General features: G+C 62.7%; 19 protein-coding genes. 10 read left to right on the forward strand and 9 right to left on the reverse strand.

Annotated elements, in window-relative coordinates:
* The first annotated feature begins 53 nt into the window (after window positions 1–53).
* On the forward strand, window positions 54–1,019 hold the full coding sequence (locus tag GN300_RS09605) for a hypothetical protein (protein ID WP_063315448.1): 966 nt from the start codon (window positions 54–56) through the stop codon (window positions 1,017–1,019).
* A gap of 94 nt (window positions 1,020–1,113) precedes the next feature.
* On the opposite strand, the gene GN300_RS09610 is transcribed toward GN300_RS09605, so the two are convergent.
* Entirely contained in the window at window positions 1,114–1,722 is a 609-nt protein-coding gene (locus GN300_RS09610; RefSeq protein WP_007735618.1) for a TetR/AcrR family transcriptional regulator, read from the reverse strand.
* A 77-nt stretch (window positions 1,723–1,799) separates the two neighbouring features.
* On the opposite strand from GN300_RS09610, the gene GN300_RS09615 reads away from it, so the two are divergent.
* Window positions 1,800–2,483, forward strand: a complete 684-nt coding sequence (locus GN300_RS09615) for an SDR family oxidoreductase (RefSeq protein ID WP_007735616.1) — start codon at window positions 1,800–1,802, stop codon at window positions 2,481–2,483.
* Between the two features lie 25 nt (window positions 2,484–2,508).
* Here the strand turns inward: GN300_RS09615 and GN300_RS09620 are convergent, their stop codons facing one another.
* Both GN300_RS09620 and GN300_RS09625 read right to left on the reverse strand, forming a co-directional pair.
* Entirely contained in the window at window positions 2,509–2,913 is a 405-nt protein-coding gene (locus tag GN300_RS09620; protein ID WP_003942974.1) for a DUF4259 domain-containing protein, read from the reverse strand.
* A 109-nt stretch (window positions 2,914–3,022) separates the two neighbouring features.
* Entirely contained in the window at window positions 3,023–4,108 is a 1,086-nt protein-coding gene (locus GN300_RS09625) for a sorbosone dehydrogenase family protein (protein WP_063315447.1), read from the reverse strand.
* Window positions 4,109–4,286: 178 nt separating this feature from the next.
* Here GN300_RS09625 and GN300_RS09630 point away from each other — a divergent pair, with 178 nt between their 5' ends.
* Entirely contained in the window at window positions 4,287–5,495 is a 1,209-nt protein-coding gene (locus GN300_RS09630) for an MFS transporter (RefSeq protein WP_063315992.1), read from the forward strand.
* A 27-nt stretch (window positions 5,496–5,522) separates the two neighbouring features.
* On the opposite strand, the gene GN300_RS09635 is transcribed toward GN300_RS09630, so the two are convergent.
* Window positions 5,523–6,419: a helix-turn-helix transcriptional regulator gene (locus tag GN300_RS09635; protein ID WP_063315446.1), complete on the reverse strand. Its 897-nt coding sequence runs from the start codon at window positions 6,417–6,419 to the stop codon at window positions 5,523–5,525.
* Between the two features lie 134 nt (window positions 6,420–6,553).
* On the opposite strand from GN300_RS09635, the gene GN300_RS09640 reads away from it, so the two are divergent.
* From GN300_RS09640 to GN300_RS09650, 3 genes are all read left to right on the forward strand, one after another.
* Window positions 6,554–7,576 carry a zinc-dependent alcohol dehydrogenase family protein gene (locus tag GN300_RS09640; protein ID WP_063315445.1) on the forward strand — a complete coding sequence of 341 codons (1,023 nt, stop codon included), beginning with the start codon at window positions 6,554–6,556 and terminating at the stop codon, window positions 7,574–7,576.
* A 397-nt stretch (window positions 7,577–7,973) separates the two neighbouring features.
* On the forward strand, window positions 7,974–9,809 hold the full coding sequence (locus GN300_RS09645; RefSeq protein WP_063315444.1) for an acyl-CoA dehydrogenase: 1,836 nt from the start codon (window positions 7,974–7,976) through the stop codon (window positions 9,807–9,809).
* Between the two features lie 20 nt (window positions 9,810–9,829).
* A complete protein-coding gene (locus tag GN300_RS09650) occupies window positions 9,830–10,315 on the forward strand; it encodes a hypothetical protein (RefSeq protein ID WP_063315443.1) in 486 nt (161 codons plus the stop codon).
* A gap of 18 nt (window positions 10,316–10,333) precedes the next feature.
* On the opposite strand, the gene GN300_RS09655 is transcribed toward GN300_RS09650, so the two are convergent.
* Genes GN300_RS09655 through GN300_RS09665 form a run of 3 tightly spaced genes read right to left on the reverse strand, consistent with a single transcriptional unit; the run spans window position 10,334 to window position 13,311 of the window.
* Window positions 10,334–11,038 carry a hypothetical protein gene (locus GN300_RS09655; protein ID WP_063315442.1) on the reverse strand — a complete coding sequence of 235 codons (705 nt, stop codon included), beginning with the start codon at window positions 11,036–11,038 and terminating at the stop codon, window positions 10,334–10,336.
* Window positions 11,035–12,063, reverse strand: coding sequence for a nitronate monooxygenase family protein (locus tag GN300_RS09660; RefSeq protein ID WP_063315441.1), 1,029 nt, complete (start codon window positions 12,061–12,063; stop codon window positions 11,035–11,037). Before GN300_RS09660 ends, GN300_RS09655 begins: the two co-directional genes overlap by 4 nt.
* Window positions 12,064–12,108: 45 nt before the next feature.
* Window positions 12,109–13,311: a YbfB/YjiJ family MFS transporter gene (locus GN300_RS09665; protein WP_042448243.1), complete on the reverse strand. Its 1,203-nt coding sequence runs from the start codon at window positions 13,309–13,311 to the stop codon at window positions 12,109–12,111.
* A 95-nt stretch (window positions 13,312–13,406) separates the two neighbouring features.
* Here GN300_RS09665 and GN300_RS09670 point away from each other — a divergent pair, with 95 nt between their 5' ends.
* From GN300_RS09670 to GN300_RS09680, 3 genes are all read left to right on the forward strand, one after another.
* Window positions 13,407–14,327 (forward strand): LysR family transcriptional regulator, encoded by a 921-nt coding sequence (locus tag GN300_RS09670; RefSeq protein ID WP_063315440.1) that lies wholly within the window; start codon window positions 13,407–13,409, stop codon window positions 14,325–14,327.
* Complete coding sequence (locus tag GN300_RS09675; protein ID WP_063315439.1) at window positions 14,324–15,010, forward strand: hypothetical protein; 687 nt, start codon at window positions 14,324–14,326, stop codon at window positions 15,008–15,010. Before GN300_RS09670 ends, GN300_RS09675 begins: the two co-directional genes overlap by 4 nt.
* A gap of 96 nt (window positions 15,011–15,106) precedes the next feature.
* On the forward strand, window positions 15,107–15,544 hold the full coding sequence (locus GN300_RS09680; RefSeq protein WP_046379623.1) for an SRPBCC family protein: 438 nt from the start codon (window positions 15,107–15,109) through the stop codon (window positions 15,542–15,544).
* 19 nt (window positions 15,545–15,563) lie between these two features.
* On the opposite strand, the gene GN300_RS09685 is transcribed toward GN300_RS09680, so the two are convergent.
* Window positions 15,564–16,031 (reverse strand): hypothetical protein, encoded by a 468-nt coding sequence (locus GN300_RS09685; protein ID WP_020971317.1) that lies wholly within the window; start codon window positions 16,029–16,031, stop codon window positions 15,564–15,566.
* Between the two features lie 128 nt (window positions 16,032–16,159).
* A complete protein-coding gene (locus tag GN300_RS09690; protein WP_197487710.1) occupies window positions 16,160–16,786 on the reverse strand; it encodes a class I SAM-dependent methyltransferase in 627 nt (208 codons plus the stop codon).
* A gap of 105 nt (window positions 16,787–16,891) precedes the next feature.
* Here GN300_RS09690 and GN300_RS09695 point away from each other — a divergent pair, with 105 nt between their 5' ends.
* On the forward strand, window positions 16,892–17,140 hold the full coding sequence (locus tag GN300_RS09695) for a DUF3253 domain-containing protein (RefSeq protein ID WP_063315438.1): 249 nt from the start codon (window positions 16,892–16,894) through the stop codon (window positions 17,138–17,140).
* Window positions 17,141–17,174: the final 34 nt, after the last annotated feature.

Consider the following 17,174-nt stretch of genomic DNA (forward strand, 5'->3'; position numbering starts at 1 on the left):
AGCAGAAGCTGAACATCACGTAAAGCACGCACCGACGAAGGGACGACCCCGATATGAGCAACTCCGAAACCACGTCCGCCTTGATCACCCAGTTACGCATCCTCCTCGGTCTGACGCACACCGAGATCCAGGTCGCCGAAACGCGCGTCGCACAGGCCAGAACCGAGGCTGTTCGACGCGAATTGACGGAAAACGCAGAGAACGGCCGTGAAAGGGCGAGTTCCATAGAGTCCACTGTTCGCGATCTGGGGGGCGTGCCGGAATTGGTCGGTCCGTTCATCGGACGCGCGACAGCCGGAGTGAAAGCGATGGTCGAACAGGCTCAGCTCTTCGACGAAGCGGTATTGGGAGACCTTGCGCTCGAACATCAACTCCTCGACCGCTCCCGCTACCTCAAGGCCCTGGCCACTGCCGGCGGCGATCAGACCGTCGCGGCGTTGGCCGACCGCCTCATCGCTGCACACTCCGCGACCGTGGACTGGCTCACGACTGTCTTGGCCGAAGAGGCACTCGGTGGACCGGCAGCTTTGCGCCGCACACCGATGCAAGCTGCCACCGGCGCGGCGATACGGCTGGTCAACGTTCCGGTCTCCTGGTCCACCCGCAGTCTCGACCGTGCCATCGACGCTGTTCGCACCTCACCGCCGGTACTGGGTGAGCTGATCAGCTGGGGCGCATATGCCGGTGACGTGACTGTGAAAACACTCTCGGCCAGTAGGGATGCGGCCATCGCCACGGCTGAGAAGGTCACTCGCCGAGAAGGTGCTGACGGTGCCGCCGACGTCTTCCGTTCGGTACGGAAGTCGAGTGGGCTACTCGACCCCACTGAACTTCCCATCGAAGACTTCGACGAACTCAACGTCACCCAAGCCGTCTCCGCTGTGAAGGAACTGACCGACGCCGCACAGGTGCGGGACATCGTTGCGTACGAGGAAGCGCACAAGAACCGCCACGGCGTCGTATCCGCTGCCCAGGCAAGACTCGCAGCGATCGCCCAGGAAGTCGTCGGAATCAACTAGAGCGTTCAATCGACATATCGAGAGTCCGACTCTCGGAACCGCGAGCACTGGACCTCGTGAAAACGGGATTCGCGGCCAGGGGCACCCGAGACCGTCAAGAAGATGACAGCGGCTCTCGAAGCCCTCTGATCAGTTCGACGCGCGCGGAATCGAGAATTTCCTCGGAGAGCGGGGAACCCTTGGTAGCTCGCGAAAGAACCAGTGCACCGAGCATGGTGGAGAGCCGGAGGAGACCGACAGCTTCGTCGTCGGCAAGAGCTGCGGCAAAATCCCCCACTCCCTCCGTGTAAACCCGACGGGCCTCGCTGTCTGCAGGCTCGCGCGCCATGTCGGCGGCGAGCGCAGCAGCGGGGCATCCGTCTGCCGGGTTGTCGCGATGCGCCACCGAGAGATAGGTATCGATCAAAGCTTTTCGGGCGGAGTCACGTTGCCCTGCATGCTCTTCGAGTCCCGCAGAGTGCAGCTGAGCCAGTTCCTTGAAGGCGTGGGTGGTCGCTTCGTCGATGAGAGCGTCCTTGGACGCGAACTGCTTGTAGAAGCCACCGTGGGTCAGCCCCGACGCCTTCATCAGGTCGGCGACGCTGAGGTGAGTGCCCTTCTCTCGGAACAGTCGGGCTGCGGTTTCCACGACGCGCCGACGGTTCTCTTCCGCTTGTTGCTGCGATACGCGGCCCATCACAACGCCTTCCAGTTTGGATTTCACTTGACATCTATCCTAGCCGACACTTAGATTTGATTCATAATCTAAACGTCACGAGCAATCACAACACTGGGAGAATCATGGACCTGAACAAGACGGTTGCGGTCGTCACAGGAGCCAATCGCGGGCTCGGACGCCATCTGGCTGCGGGACTCGTCGAGCGCGGCGCAAAGGTGTACGCGGCTGCGCGCAATCCGGAAACTGTCGATCTACCCGGCGTCATCCCCCTGAGGTTGGACGTGACGGACGCCGAATCGATAACCGCCGCCGCGCAAATCGCATCGGATGTGACCTTGCTGGTCAACAACGCAGGTATCTCTACCTCGGCGCCCTTGATCGGGGGCGACATCGATGACATTCGACGAGAGATGGACGTCAACTTCTACGGCCCGCTCGCCGTGACCCGGGCGTTTGCTCCCGTCATCGAAAACAACGACGGCGGAACAATACTCAACGTTCTGTCGGTGCTGTCCTGGTTCCATCCAGCCGCGCTCGGGTCTTACGCGTCGTCGAAGGCAGCGGCCTGGGCGATGACCGACGCCGTTCGAGAAGAACTTGCGCCGCGCAAAATCTCCGTATCGGCACTGCATGTCGCATACATGGATACCGACATGGCCGCTGGCGTACCCGCCGAACAGAAGATCGATCCTGCCGACGTCGCCGCGCAAGCACTGGACGGTATCGAAAGCGGGCTCGCCGAGATCCTCGCTGACGACACCACCCGGTACGTCAAGGGGAGTCTGTCCTCGTCGAACTCCGAGTAAGCAAGGGACTGCAGACGAGTGACGCTTACCCCACCGTTTTGAGGCTGGCCAATCTGCTCAGGATCGGTGCCCGCCAAGCTGCGAGGTCTTCCGGACCGTTCTCTTCCCACAACTCGTACAACTCCGAAGTGTCGCTGTCGGAAACTGCACGCTCGAGTGCGGAGAGGACCCAACTCTTCTGCTCCGGGCTCAAGGTGCTGACGTACCCGGCGGCGTCAATTCCATCCAGCTGCACAGGCTTCGGCGCAACGCCGTGCGCAACCGCAAGAATCTCGGCGACGGCGATTGCTGTTTGAGCATCATCGGCATCGAGATAACCGCCATCGGGGTGGCTAGCGTAATCGTCGATGTCGTAGTCACCCGCCTGTACTGCGCTGAGCAGGTCGCCCGCTACGTCGTTGTCGAAAGGTCCTGAACCCCAAGTCCCCATGCTGTCTCTCCGATCCGTACCCGGCGCACCTGTCGTAAAGATATTAGTGAATCACAGGCTTCGGCCAGGACCCTCGGGCTGGAAGTACTGCGTTCGCCGGAAATCGACATCAGCGCAACGGCACGCGAAGGATGCGGTCATCACCGGGGTTGGGGTCGCCACGACCGTCGGTGTTGTTCGTCAGTATCCACAGCGACCCGTCCGGTGCGACTACAACATCACGGAGGCGCCCGTATTCGTCGACGAATTGCTCGTCGGCGGTCGCGGGATCGGTCAAGGGCACCGTGCGGAGTCGCTCACCACGAAGATTGGCGATGTAGATCGTGCCGTCGTGGATGGCGATTCCGCTGGGGCTGGCGTCGTCAGGTGACCATTGTTGGAGCGGGTCGATGAATCCGTCTTCACCCACAATCCCTTCGACCTCGGGCCACCCGTAGTTTCCGCCTGCTTCGATCCGGTTGAGTTCGTCCCAGGTGTCCTGCCCGAACTCGCTGGCGTACATCGTGCCGTCCTCGGTCCAGGCAATGCCCTGGGAGTTGCGGTGGCCGTAGCTGTAGACAAACGAGTTCGGAAATGGATTATCTAGCGGCACATCGCCATCCGGAGTCATTCGAAGGATTTTCCCGGACATCGAGTCGAGGTCCTGAGCTCTGTCTCGACTACCGGCATCACCGACGGTCACGTACAGCATCCCGTCCGGGCCGAACGCGATGCGACCACCGTTGTGGTAGTTGGCCGAAGCGAGCCCGTCGAGAATCGTCTCGGCCGGCCCGAGCGCGAATTCCCCCGGAGCACCGATGATGTCGAAGCGTTCGATCCGGTTCTCCCCGTTCGCGGTGAAGTACGCGTACAGGCGGTTTTCACGTACTGCGATCCCTAGTAAACCGCCCTCACCTCTTGGGCTGACGCCGTCGACGACTCCCACCTCGCGGCTGTTTCCGCCGGCGTCGAGTTCGAGGATTCGCGCGCTGTCGCGCTCACTGACAAGTGGTGTATCGCCGTGGAATGCGATCGACCAGGGCGCGTCCAAGCCGTCGGCGACGGTCTCGGGTTCGCCGAAGGCCGCGGCGGGCGCCGATCGTGTTGTCGTGCTTGCCTGCGGACCGGGCCCTTCAGGATCCTCGCTACCGCAGGCAGTCAGGAAGGCCGAAAGGAGCACTGCGGCGCCAAGCCCTCGGATCTGTCGTCGTGTCATGGGCGCGCCTCCCGGGTTCAGGCAGTCTTTGCGCCGACGGTAGCGCGCAATCGGTCACATCGGGAGTCCCTTCGAGTACCCCCAACGACCGGGACTCCCTCGCAGGCGACGGGCGTGATGCCCTGGACGGGTGCGCCACGACATGCGCGTCGTCAACAGAAAGAGAACTGACCACCTCATGATTTCCGCCCCGACCGTCGAAGAAACCGGCCGCCTGCCGCTCGTGATCTACGTGCTGGCCGTCGGAGTTTTCTTGATGGGCACAACCGAATTCGTCGTCGCCGGCATTCTTCCCGAGATTGCGGGTGACCTCGGGACGTCGATCGCGAACGTCGGCTTGATGATCACCGTCTTCGCGATCGGGATGATCGTCGGCACGCCGGCGATGGCGATCTTGACACTCAGGGTTCCCCGACGCGTGACCTTGAGCTCGGCCCTGATTGTTTTCGCGATCGGACACGTCATCGTCGCGCTCTCGTCCAACTTCGGACTCATTCTCGGCGCCCGCTTCCTCACAGCCGTGGCGACGGGCGCCTTCTGGGCAGTCGCTGCAGTGGTCGGAGCAAAAGCGGCAGGCCCGGCGTCTTCCTCGCGCGCGCTCGGCATCGTCTTGGGCGGAGGCATGCTCGCGAACGTCATCGGTGTTCCGCTCGGCGCTCTGGCCGGTCAGAGCATCGGGTGGCGTGGTCCTTTCTGGGCCCTCGCCGCCCTCGCACTCGTCGCCGCGGCCGTCGTCCACCGATTGGTACCCGCCGACACCGAATCCGGTGCGGTGCCGTCCTGGCGAGCGGAGATCGCGAGCCTACGGGACGGACGCATCTGGCTCGTTCTGTCCGGTTGCGCCGTCGTGTGCGGGTCGTCGCTGGCGGCGTACAGCTTCATCTCTCCGCTGTTGACCGAGAACACGGGACTTGCTGCGTCGGCAGTGCCGCTAGTGCTTGTCGGCTACGGACTCGGTGCGTTCGTCGGCTCCAATCTCGGCGGTCGACTCGGTGCGAAGCATCAGTACGGGGTCTTGTTCGTCTCGGCAGCGATGACGTTTCTCGTGCTCGGGGCGCTCTGCCTCTTCTCGCACAACGTGATCGTGACGGTGTTTCTCGTAGTCATGCTGGGACTATTCGGCATGTCGACCAATCCCATCCTGATCGGGATGGCTGTGCGTTATGCCGATCAGGCGCCGACGATGGCTTCTGCTCTCAGCACCTCGTCGTTCAATCTGGGCACCGCGGTCGGCTCCTGGATCGCCGGGTTTGCGTTCGCCTCGAGTCTCGGTGCCACTGGGCCGGTGTTGGTAGGCACCGGCGTTGCCGCTCTCTACTTTCCGCCGCTGATGATCCTGTTGCGCAAGGAACGCACGAAGCGCACCACCGTCGAAGTCGTCAACTGACGACCCGATCAACCGTCGCGCAGTTCGTCAGCCGTCCGTCAGCGACCGCTCCGACACGTGAGGCGAAGAGTCCGCATTCTCACTGGCTGCCAACGAGGCGAGTAACTGCATCCGTTCCGCGGACGGCGATCCCGGCTCTGCGGTGTAGATCGTGAGCGTCAACCCCGGCTCGGCGGCCATCTCCAAACCTTCGAAGGCAAGCGTCAGCTCCCCCACGGCGGAGTGGTGAAATGTCTTGAATCCGGTGCCGTGATGGCGGACGTCGTGCGCGCCCCACCGACGCCGGAATTCCTCACTCCGAGTGCTGAGTTCACCGATCAGATCGTGCAATTCCTTGTTGTGAGGATCTCGCCCAGCCTCGGTTCGCAGAATCGAGACAGTCACCTCGGCAAACGCGTTCCAGTCCGGATAAAACTCGAAAGCCCTTTCGTCGAGGAACGTAAAGCGCGCGATGTTCGGGGGCTGCCCCGGCATGTCGTACAGGTCCTTGTAAAACGCACGCGCGAGTGGGTTGACCGCAAGAAGATCCATGCGACCGTTCCGCACGAAAGCGGGTCCTGCGGTGACTGCATCGAGCGCCCACTGCAGGCTCTGATGGGGCTTCCAGCCCTTCGCATTTCGCCGACGCGGGGGCCTGGCCACCGGGCTTGCCGCGTGCGCGAGATCAAATAGGTGGGCGCGCTCGGCGTCGTCGAGTCGTAAGGCCTTCGCGATACTGTCGAGTACACCCGGCGATGCGCCGCTGATCGCTCCGCGCTCGAGCCTCGTGTAGTACTCGACGCTCACGCCGGCGAGGGTTGCCACTTCACTTCGACGTAGACCGTCCACGCGGCGGTTCGATCCGGCCGGAAGTCCAACTTGTTCGGGCGTGACTCGGGCGCGCCGCGAGGTCAGGAATTCGCGTACTTGCGCTCGATCGTCCATGCCATCGAGCGTAAGTCAGTGACCGGTAGCGAGGGAGTCCCTCGCAGTACCACTATCGCGCGGGACTCCCGCACGCCGCCAAATCGTGATCAGGTTGAAGTGACACGAGAAAACCGATGGTGAGGAGACACGTCATGCGCGCTGTCGTCATGCATGCCCCCGGCGACGTCCGGGTCGAAGAGATCGAAGCGCCGGTGATCGTCGAACCGACCGACGCGATCATTCGCGTTACAGCCACCTGCGTCTGCGGTTCCGACCTCTGGCCGTACCGCGGCATCGAAGAGCTGAATGGCCCGACGCCGATGGGACACGAATACGTGGGCGTCGTCGAACAGGTCGGCCCCGACGTCAACGACATCGAAGTTGGGGACTTCGTCGTGGGCTCGTTCGTCGCGTCGGACAACACCTGCGAAATCTGCGAGGCCGGCTTTCAGTCTCGCTGTATCCACCAGGTCATGATGGGCTCGGTCGGCACCCAATCCGAATACGCTCGCATCCCGCTCGCGGACGGCACCCTCGTCCCTGTCCACGGAGAGCCGACCGAGCGGCAGGCCCGCAGCCTCCTTGCAGCCTCCGACGTGCTCGGCACCGGTTGGTTCGCCGCAGTAGCTGCGGAAGCCGGACCTGGCAAAACGGTCGCCGTCGTCGGCGACGGCGCAGTCGGACTTTTGGCGATCCTCGCTGCCAGACAACTCGGCGCCGAGCGGATCATCGCCATGTCACGTCACGCCGACCGGCAGGCACTCGCCACACAATTCGGCGCCACCGACATCGTCGAAGAGCGGGGCGACGCGGGCATCGCGAAGATCAAGGAACTCACCGGCGGCTACGGCACCCACTCGACCGTCGAAGCCGTAGGTACCCAAGAATCGATGATGCAGGCTATCGGAGCTACCCGCCCCGGCGGACATGTCGGCTACGTCGGGGTATCCCACGGCGTCGAACTCGACGGCATGAACCTGTTCTTCGCGACGGTGAGCCTGCTCGGCGGTCCCGCGCCGGTCAGGCGATTCCTACCCGAACTGATCGAGCTCATCATGACCGACCAGATCGACCCAGGCATCGTCTTCGACCTCACTCTCCCGTTGGAGGACGCCGCCGCCGGCTACCGGGCGATGGACGAGCGGCGCGCCACCAAAGTGCTACTCACCCTCTGACCGATACCAAAGGCTCACGAGACAGAACTGGGCTCTACACGCCGGCCGAGGAACGTCTCGGCTACCAACGAGAGGCGCTCTTGGTCGACCGATCAGCATGTTCACTGATCACACCGAATGCGTATGATGCCGAAGGTGAGGACGGGCACTTCAATTGGTGCGCAGCTGCTTTGATCGTAGAGGACGCTACGCGACTGATATGCGCCCCCACCAGCGGAAACCAATTGTACGAGTGAATGTTTCATTGAGAGCGACTCGGCGCTACTTTGTAGCAACGGCACTCGTCTCTACCTACGGTTGCGTACTGAATTCCTTGTGGGGCAGGCTTTCTTGTGTACTGCTGACGAGCCGTATCTGCTGACGAATCGTATTGCTGACGAACCAAGGTCGGAGAACAATGGGTCACTACAAAAGCAACGTGCGTGATATCGAGTTCAATCTGTTCGAGGTGCTCGGGATCGGCGAACTGTTGGATGCCGGCGCTTACGGGGACCTCGACACCGACACTGTGCGCAACATTCTTGCGGAAGTAGCGAGACTGGCAGAAGGCCCGGTCGCCGCGTCCTTCGCCGACGTGGATCGGAACCCTGTCGAATTCGACGCACCCAATCACGCAGTTGTGGTCCCGGAACCTCTACGCAAGACGGTCGAGGCGGTGAACGAGGCCGGTTGGTCGCGACTCGGCCTACCAGAAGGCATGGGTGGTGTTCCTGCTCCTGCACCGTTGGTCTGGGCGATCGGCGAAATGTTGGTCGCGGCAAACGGATCCGCAAGCTTTTTCAACATGGGTCCACTGATGGCGAGCGTGCTCTACACCATCGGGAACGAACAGCAAAAACATTGGGCCAAAGAAGGATTCGAGCGCGGATGGGCCGGGACGATGGTGCTCACCGAACCAGACGCGGGATCCGATGTAGGCGCAGGCCGAACAAAGGCAATCGCGCAGGACGACGGCACGTGGCACATCGAGGGCGTCAAGCGATTCATCTCGGGCGGCGATGTCGGAGACACGGCCGAGAACCTCTTCCACTTGGTGCTTGCCCGACCCGAGGGAGCCGGTCCAGGAACCAAAGGTTTGAGCCTGTTCTACGTTCCGAAGTCCCATTTCGACTCGGAGACACTTGAACTGGGAGAGCGCAACGGCGTGTACGTCACCGGCGTCGAGCACAAGATGGGCCTCAAGTCTTCCCCAACTTGCGAGCTCACCTTCGGAGCGACGGACGTTCCTGCCGTCGGCTGGCTCGTGGGTGATGTTCACAACGGTATCGCCCAGATGTTCCAGGTCATCGAGAACGCTCGAATGATGGTGGGCACCAAGGCGACCGGAACACTGTCCACCGGCTATCTCAACGCCCTCGAGTACGCGAAAGAACGAATTCAAGGCGCAGACCTCACCGAGCTGACCAACAAGACCGCGCCCCGTGTGGCCATTACGCATCACCCCGACGTCCGACGCAGCCTGGCGATGCAGAAGGCCTACGCCGAAGGCCTCCGAGCGGTCTACCTCTACACCGCTGCACACCAGAATGCCGATGTCGCCGAGTTGGTTTCGGGTGCGGATGCCGAATTGGCGGCGCGGGTCAACGATCTGCTGCTGCCGATCGTCAAAGGCGTCGGCTCCGAGAAGGCCTACGAACTGCTCACCGAGAGCCTGCAGACCCTGGGCGGCTCCGGTTATCTTCAGGACTACCCCATCGAGCAGTACATCCGCGATGCCAAGATCGACACCCTGTACGAGGGCACCACGGCAATCCAGGCGCAGGACTTCTTCTTTCGAAAGATCGCACGCGACCGCGGCGTTGCACTCGCTCACGTAGCCGGTCGCATACGAGAGTTCATCGACAGTGAGGCCGGGAACGGTCGACTCAAGGCCGAGCGAGTCCTACTCGAGACCGCCTTGACCGACGTGCAGGAGATGGCCGGGACGCTCACCGGGTATCTGATGGCTTCCCAGGACCAACCCTCCGAGTTGTACAAGATAGGCCTCGGCTCGGTGCGCTTTCTGTACGCGGTAGGCGACCTGCTCATCGGATGGCGCCTGTTGGTGCAAGCGGAAGTCGCGTTGGCAGCCTTGGACCGTGACGCGTCGGCAAAGGACCGGTCGTTCTATCGGGGCAAGGTGGTGATCGCGTCGTACTTCGCCAAGAACATCCTGCCTATCCTGGCGTCGACCAAAGAAATCCTGGGTTCCCTGGACAACGAGATCATGGAACTCGAGGAAGACGCATTCTGACAACGTGCCACAGTGAAGGCATGTATCTGCCCGACATCGAGTACGTAGGGGTCTGGGGCTTTCCGATCATGGGGCCGGATGCACCAGACGACGCTCCCGCCAACGTCGTCGAGGCGTGCCAGGCTGTCGGCAAGGATCTGCAATGCCGCTGGCACGGCCCCGATACGTACATGGAGAACTGTCTGTGGACGGTCTCGTTGCTCGATGACGGTCACTGCCACCTCGCGCTCGACGCTGGACCACGGCCAAAGGGCAAGAGTGCAGGAACCAGTCCCCTGATCGGCGTCAGGGTCGTCGGGCCGCACATCGAACAGCCTGTACAGGAGTTGACGGCCCTGATCGCCGGCGAAGTCCAGGACGAGCTGGCCGGCGGATTTCCCTTTGTGCACTGGCCCATCGAGAAGGACCGACTCTTGATGCCGACATTGCGTGGCGGACGCGCGGTATGGGTGGTTCGCAGCGCTGATCGCATTGTCTCCGAGATCGGCGAACTCTGCCCGAGATGAAAATGCTTGCTGCGTGATTCAAACGTGGTCGTGAACCGGCGACGGAATCTTGTTGGAACGATAAGAGTCTGCGCTCCGGTTCGGCCGCCAGAGACGCCAGTGTTTCGCGGACAACCGGAACGGGAGATGGTCTTGTAGGTGACGAGCACCGGACGACAACCGTTCGTCTGCAGGCAGGTTGAGCCACAGGGACAGTGAGGATGTCGCGTTGCCGAGGGTTGCGCGTATGCCTGACTCGCCGAGAATCCGGCCGTATCCATCCACGGCAAAACGGCCGAACGCGTCGGGGGTGATGTCGGGGTACGGCGCGCGGGTGTTGGGGTCGATCAGGCGTACGGGCGCGCTGCAGGTCAGCGCCGCCACAGAACGTCCGTGGGTTGTGACCGCATCGCAACCAACGAGGGCATCGAGCGCTTCGTTGACAGAACCAGGTGGGACGTTCCATTCGGTATGGGTTTGCGCTTTGTAGCGGGGCCCACCGAAGAGCTCGGTAGCGAACGATGACAACTGCGCGGTCGGCTCGGATGGCCCCCTCTGGTAGATCTCGAACGTCCACGACGGCAACGACACTGGTTCGGTGCAGGATTCCAGGAATGTCTGCAGCCGCTGAAATGCAACATCGGGACGCTTGACTCGAAGCGAGTGTGCACCACCGGCGGACCCGGGCAACCCGTCGTATGTCACTACCTCGGGCAATGCGGCTTCCGGTGTCCGCGCCGTCACAGGTTAGCCAATCGCGAAAGCACTACCCCGGCTGGTTCCTCCGTCGCGTGGCGATAGCCAGTACCGGCCCACAGGTGCATTCGCTCGGGATCTGCCTGCGCAACAGCGGCTTTGCGCATCGGGTTGGTCAGGTGATGGATGGCCGGGTACCCGATGGGCGCTTGTGCGTCGTAGCGATCGATGAACTCGTTCCGAAGCGCCCGTGCAGGACGTCCCGTGAAAGCTCTTGTGACGACCGTGTTCCCGCGGGACGTGTCGGCCAGAGCTGCCTTGTGCGGAGCCGAGGCACCACTCTCCTCGGTGCGCAGCAGTACGGTACCGACCACTGCCGCGTCCGCTCCGGCACGTAAGGCAGCAGCGACGTCGGCGGAGGTCGCCAGTCCACCGGCCGCCAATAGCGGAACAGAGGTGCGATGACGGATTTGTGCGATCAGTTCGGTGATCGGTGTTTCTGCCGGAACCTGCAGGGGAGTGAGCGTTCCGGAGTGGCCGCCGGCAGCCGACGATTGCACCACAAGCAGATCGGCACCGGCGTCGACGGCAAGGAGCGCCTCTGCCTCCGAAGTCACAGTGAGGACGACAAGTGAACCGGCAGCGCGCAGCGCCTTGATGACGCCGGGTGCGGGAAAGCCGAAGGTGAAGCTGACCACCGGAACCGGGCTGGCCAGGAGCAGATCGATCTTGTCCTCGAAGTAGTCGTCGTCTTCGACCGGCTCACCGTCAGCCAGTGTGATGCCATAGCGATCCGCCTCGACCTGAATCGCCCTGGTATAGGCACGGTAGGCATCGACGTCGACAGGCACCGGGTTGGGTGCAAAGACGTTGACACCGAACGACACTCCCTCGGCGCGCACGGCGTCGATCTGGTCGGACAGAGCCTGAGGCGTCTTGTACCCGGCGGCGAGGAATCCGAGACCGCCTGCGCGAGAGGCAGCAGCAACAAGTGCCGGTGTGGAAGCGCCGCCGGCCATGGGGGCTGCGATGACAGGGACCTTCAGGTCGAGATCGGTTGTGAGTGCGCTCATTCGAACATCTCCAGTCCTACGTCGGGTAGTGCTCCGGCGGTTTCGTCATCTGACATCAAAAACTACCTCCTCAGTCGAGGTGGCCGTCCGAGGGTCCGCATCGAGATCGGAAGGGAATCGGAACCGCAAAACCGCGGCGGCAACTGCTGCGCCCAGAACGACGGCCGCACCCAACAGCAGAGCGTCGCGATACCCGTCTCGCAGCAACGGAGTGACAACGAGTGGGCCGAGAATCTGACCGACGCTGTATCCAGCGGTCAGCAACGCCACGGCGCGTGGGAACTGCAGGTGCGCGCCGATTGCCAACACAATTGACCCGATACCGAGGAAGGTGACACCGAACAGAAAAGCTGAAATCAGTGCGGGGCCGACGCCTCCGATCACAGCAGGAAGCGCTATGCCCACCGCCTGAATCAACAGGGCAACGAGAAGCAGAGTCGGCCTCGACCAACGCAGGCTGAGCCAAGCCCACAGGGCGCACGAGGGAAATGCGGCCAGACCGACCACTATCCAAGCGCCGCTGCCCACCCATTCTGGAGCGGCGAGATCGATTGCGGCAACAAGGAACGTGCCCGCGATGATGTAGCCGATGCCTTCCAGGAAATAGCTGATGAACAAGGCAGTGAACCCGCGTTGGGGAGTGGGAGTTCCCGGCGCGTCCGGTGTGATGGCCGGACGCGGTTCCGGCGTCAATCCCCAGGCTGCGACCGCACACACCACTGCAAGGGCCGCAGATGCCAGCCAGGCTGTACTCCAGGTACCGATGAAGCGGACGACCAACACGAGGACCCCGGACAGGGCGATACCCAACCCAACTCCGCCGAATCCCCATCCGGCCAGAAATTGGGATTGCCCCCGAAGGTGCGCGTGCAAAGCGCTGACGGCGATCATGAAGACGAGGGCACTGGCAATGCCTGCGACGAGCCGCAGGGCGAACCAGATGGATCCGTCGTGGGTAGTGGGCATGAGCGCCAAAGTCGCGATGAGGACCACCAACGACGTACGCATCACCGCTGCCGAGCGCACCACGCCGGGAATGAGGATTCCCGCGAGCGCGCCGATCAGGTACCCAACGTAGTTCGCTGTCGCCAGGGTGGCGCCGAGCGAGGCGGACAGACCGGACTGCGTGTGCATCAACGGCAGAATCGGTGTGTAGACGAATCGACCGATTCCCATGCTCGCCGCCAGCGCAGCGGCAGCTTGGACAGCGTGCGCTCGCGGGGAGACGCCGTTGTGGATTGTGGTCATGGTCTTATCGTGTGCCCCGGCCGCGCCGAACCGCCACGACCGCTTTGCTCCTGACTGATAGGCACAACCTCCCACCGCACGTAGCATGAAGGATCGTGGAGCTGCGTCAGCTGAGATATTTCGAGGTCGTCGCCGAGGAATTGCACTTCGGCCGAGCCGCGGCGCGGCTACTGATAGCCGGGCCGTCATTGTCGCAGCAGATCATGGCACTCGAGCGCGACCTCGGCGTCAAGCTGTTCGTCCGCGACCGCCGTTCCGTCGCTCTGACGCCAGCCGGCGCGGCCTTGCTCCCTGATGTCCGTGCGCTACTCGAGAGTGCCGAGAATCTGCGACGCCGCGCGGAGCGTCTGTCCGGAGCGGAGCCCGTCCGGATCGGCTACGTCAATTGGCTCCCCACGGATCTGATCGCGCGCACTTCAGGGGTCGCGCAACTGCACGTCGACGCCTGGGTGGTGCCTTCGCACGCGCAGGCCGCGCGGGTAGCGGACGGCAGCCTCGACCTGGCGATCGCCTGGGTGCGGAAAACCGATGTCGCCCAACATGCTCTGAGCGCAAGACTGCTCGGTGCGGATCGGCTGTACGCGGTCTCCACCGGAGAGGACACCACACCGGTGCGGGCACGCGACGTCGTCGTACTCGTCGACGACGACACCACCTCCTGGTATTCGTGGAACGTCTACGCCGAAGAATTCGCTCGCGATACCGGCGCACAGATCATGCGCATCAACGACGGTGGTATCACCGGCCCGGCATTCTTCGATCACGTCCGTGCCGTCGGCCGTCCGGTCGTCAACTCGCCCAAAGGGCAGACCATCACGCTGCCGAGCGATCTCACGGCACGCCCGATGATCGACCCGGCGACAATCTGGACGTGGTCACTCCTGTGTCGTGAGAACGAAACGCGCCCTGCCGTTCTCGCGGCCGTCGACGCTCTCACCCGCGGCGTCACTGATCTCGGAATCCACGAGGACGGGAGATGGCTACCCATGGACGATCCTTACCGGAGGACTCGATGACACGACGCGCTATTCGAGTTTTCTGGGGACGACGGCCGGAATCGGTGCAGGCCGTGGCCTCCCGGTGGCGTCGGACGTTGGAGCAAGTCGAATTCCTGTTGCCCGAGGTGGTCGACGGGTCGTGGCAACAGATCCATTCCGCTGGACCTGCTACTGCCGTGACCGTCGACCAGTTGGCACAGGCCCTCGAGAACGCGCAGGCCGCCGAAGACTGGTCGGATCGTCTGGGAATCGGATTGAGGCTCGTAGCCAGTGGAGGGTCCGAATGGGGGCTCGAACTCTCCGGCTTGGCGGGCGGCGAACCGGAAATCGTCCTACAGTCGATGATTCTCGCTGTCAGCGCGCCGGACGCCGCCGAAGTTCCTGAGACAGAACTACTTCGGATGCTCGCCGCGGTGTGGGAACCGGACTTCGGAGACGTCACCGACGACAACATCCTCGATGCTCTCGAAGACGAGTCCGACTATCGCGTCGGAGATCCCGTGATCGGCCGCTTCGGCTACCTCTCGGCCGCTCGCGCTGACGCGATCCCGGATGACCTGGCCGTAGAGGTTACCGCGTTACCCGGCGGCGTGTTGCTGCAGATCAGGGCCGGCGATGGGGTCGTTTTGGCTTACGAGCGCCTGCGCGAGACCGGCGCACTCGATCCGCTTCCACGTCCACTGGACCGCGCAGTCTTCTGAAGGCGGTTACCGTTCGTCGAGTTTGGGTAGCCCGGGCGTCGGAACGAACTCTCACCGCGGCACTACCGCCGAAAAATGAACCGAAAGGCCCACCGCATGGTTGACGTCACCCGCAAATTCACCGCCGAGGTACCGATCGAAAAGGCTGCGGCGTTTCTCCGCGACTTCGCCAATGCGCCGACGTGGGATCCGGGCACCGAGAGCTGCACGCAGATCTCCGACGGCCCTGTCGGCGTCGGAACCCAGTGGCACAACGTGTCCAAGCTGTTCGGCGTCACCACGGAACTGACGTACACGCTGGTGACCGACGAGCTGAATCACGTTGTTCTCGAAGGAAAGAACAAGACTGCCACCAGTACCGACGACATCACCTTGACTTCAGTGAGTCCGAACTCGACCGAGATCGAATATCACGCGAACGTCGAGTTCAACGGTGCCGCCAAGATTGCGTCGCCTCTCCTGAAGGCGGGATTCGAAGCCAAAGTGGCACCAGAGACGGTGAAGAAGATGACGGAAGCCCTCGAAGCGCTCTGACAAGTCCGTCAGGTTCTTGTCACTGTGTGTTGCCGCCGCTCGCGCCACCGTTGCGAGCTTCGATGGCATCGATGGACTTCGTGAACGACTTTCCCAGCACTTGGGTGCCGACGAGTCCGAGTACCGACGCCAGGAGCTTTCCCTTGAGGTTCTTGCCGTCCCGGACCACGACGGCATCGACATCGGTCAGGCCCGTCGGCTGCCGGGTCAGCGTGTAGGTATGGCTCGACGCCCCGCCCCACAGGTTGGAGTCGGTGGTTGTCATCACGACGCGGTGCGGGTCGGTCCAGTCGTAGTGCAGACGCTCCCAGATACCACTGGAGCCCTCGGTGACATCAGCATCGTGGGGTCCTTGTTGGTGCACTTTCAGGTAGCTGTCCGCACTGCGGCCGAAGATTTCCTCACGGCCCGGGCCGAAGTCGGTCAGGCCGGCAAGGACCTGTTCGGGCGTCGCAGTGGTCGTCTTGTGAAGATGGATCGTGGTCATGGCGCCTTCTTTCAACTGTGGATGATCCGGTGCTGAAAAAGCCGGGGAGTGACTCATCCAGCACACCACTCACACGAAATGAATGAAAGAGAATTGCTCGCCCTGTCTCGATCCGCTGTCTCGATCCGCTATTCGACGCCGCGCCGGCTGGCAGTGATTGCGCCGTGCGGCCTGTAGCCGCTCCCCGTCCGGGTATGGGTCTCGATCACGTCGAAACCCGCTGTGACCAGCACCTCGGCAAGTTCGGTCACCGGCCATCGATAACCAGTCGTCGCGGCATGATCAAAAGGCTCTACCGTTGTGCCTTCGAAGAAGCCCACCAGCAACCCACCACCTGGGCGGATCACGCGCGCGAATTCAGCGAGCGGTGCCTCGATATCTTGCGGGTGATGGTGAATGAGCGAGTACCAGGACAGCACGCCGCCCAGTGAATTCGTTTTCGCGTCCAACGCCTCGAAGCCCCCGACCTCGAAGGAAAGATCCGGGTATTGGTTGCGTGCTCGTTCGACGAACTCGGGCACGAGATCGATCCCGCTCACAGCCAGCCCGGCCTGGGCCAGGAAGTCTGTCCACTGCCCCGGCCCGCACCCGGCGTCGAGCACGGGGCCGGTCAAAGTGGCAGCCCAGCTGGTCACCAGGGCCCGATCAGATACGTGCGTCGAATCCATCGAGCCGAAGAGGTCCGTGTACTCCTGGGATCTGGCCGAATACGACTCTCGGACTACGTCGCGGCGCGTTGCACTCGAATTCTCCACGCCGTCAATGATTATCGATGTGCACCATTCCTTCGCCACAACTCGCCGAACCGAAGGTTCATACTCTGTTGAAGGCCTACGGTCACGTCCGGAAACTGAGGTCATATGGTGGAAGAGAAAGAACTGGCGGCGAAGATCCGCGAACTACTCAATGCCCGATCGGCCGAGTCGAGCATCTGCCCCTCCGACGTGGCCCGCGCAGCAGCACCCGACAATTGGCGTCCGCTGATGGAACCCGTCCGAGAGGCTGCCCGCCACATGGTGGCCCACGGCGAAGTGCAGATCACCCAAGGCGGCGAAGTCGTCGACCCGGAATCCGTACGAGGTCCGATCAGGATTCGGTGGACTCGTTGATCAACCGCGTGACTTCTGGCGGCACTGCTCTCGC

This window comes from Rhodococcus sp. Ni2 (assembly GCF_021352185.1).
GTDB lineage: Bacteria > Actinomycetota > Actinomycetes > Mycobacteriales > Mycobacteriaceae > Rhodococcus_F > Rhodococcus_F qingshengii.

Excerpts from the sequence above, each read along its gene's own strand:
- GN300_RS09605 (WP_063315448.1), top strand. The coding sequence starts at position 54 with ATGAGCAACTCCGAAACCACGTCCGCCTTGATCACCCAGTTACGCATC.
- GN300_RS09615 (WP_007735616.1), top strand. The coding sequence starts at position 1,800 with ATGGACCTGAACAAGACGGTTGCGGTCGTCACAGGAGCCAATCGCGGG.
- GN300_RS09620 (WP_003942974.1), bottom strand. The coding sequence starts at position 2,913 with ATGGGGACTTGGGGTTCAGGACCTTTCGACAACGACGTAGCGGGCGAC.
- GN300_RS09625 (WP_063315447.1), bottom strand. The coding sequence starts at position 4,108 with ATGACACGACGACAGATCCGAGGGCTTGGCGCCGCAGTGCTCCTTTCG.
- GN300_RS09630 (WP_063315992.1), top strand. The coding sequence starts at position 4,287 with ATGATTTCCGCCCCGACCGTCGAAGAAACCGGCCGCCTGCCGCTCGTG.
- GN300_RS09635 (WP_063315446.1), bottom strand. The coding sequence starts at position 6,419 with ATGGACGATCGAGCGCAAGTACGCGAATTCCTGACCTCGCGGCGCGCC.
- GN300_RS09640 (WP_063315445.1), top strand. The coding sequence starts at position 6,554 with ATGCGCGCTGTCGTCATGCATGCCCCCGGCGACGTCCGGGTCGAAGAG.
- GN300_RS09645 (WP_063315444.1), top strand. The coding sequence starts at position 7,974 with ATGGGTCACTACAAAAGCAACGTGCGTGATATCGAGTTCAATCTGTTC.
- GN300_RS09650 (WP_063315443.1), top strand. The coding sequence starts at position 9,830 with ATGTATCTGCCCGACATCGAGTACGTAGGGGTCTGGGGCTTTCCGATC.
- GN300_RS09660 (WP_063315441.1), bottom strand. The coding sequence starts at position 12,063 with ATGAGCGCACTCACAACCGATCTCGACCTGAAGGTCCCTGTCATCGCA.
- GN300_RS09665 (WP_042448243.1), bottom strand. The coding sequence starts at position 13,311 with ATGACCACAATCCACAACGGCGTCTCCCCGCGAGCGCACGCTGTCCAA.
- GN300_RS09675 (WP_063315439.1), top strand. The coding sequence starts at position 14,324 with ATGACACGACGCGCTATTCGAGTTTTCTGGGGACGACGGCCGGAATCG.
- GN300_RS09680 (WP_046379623.1), top strand. The coding sequence starts at position 15,107 with ATGGTTGACGTCACCCGCAAATTCACCGCCGAGGTACCGATCGAAAAG.
- GN300_RS09685 (WP_020971317.1), bottom strand. The coding sequence starts at position 16,031 with ATGACCACGATCCATCTTCACAAGACGACCACTGCGACGCCCGAACAG.
- GN300_RS09695 (WP_063315438.1), top strand. The coding sequence starts at position 16,892 with ATGGTGGAAGAGAAAGAACTGGCGGCGAAGATCCGCGAACTACTCAAT.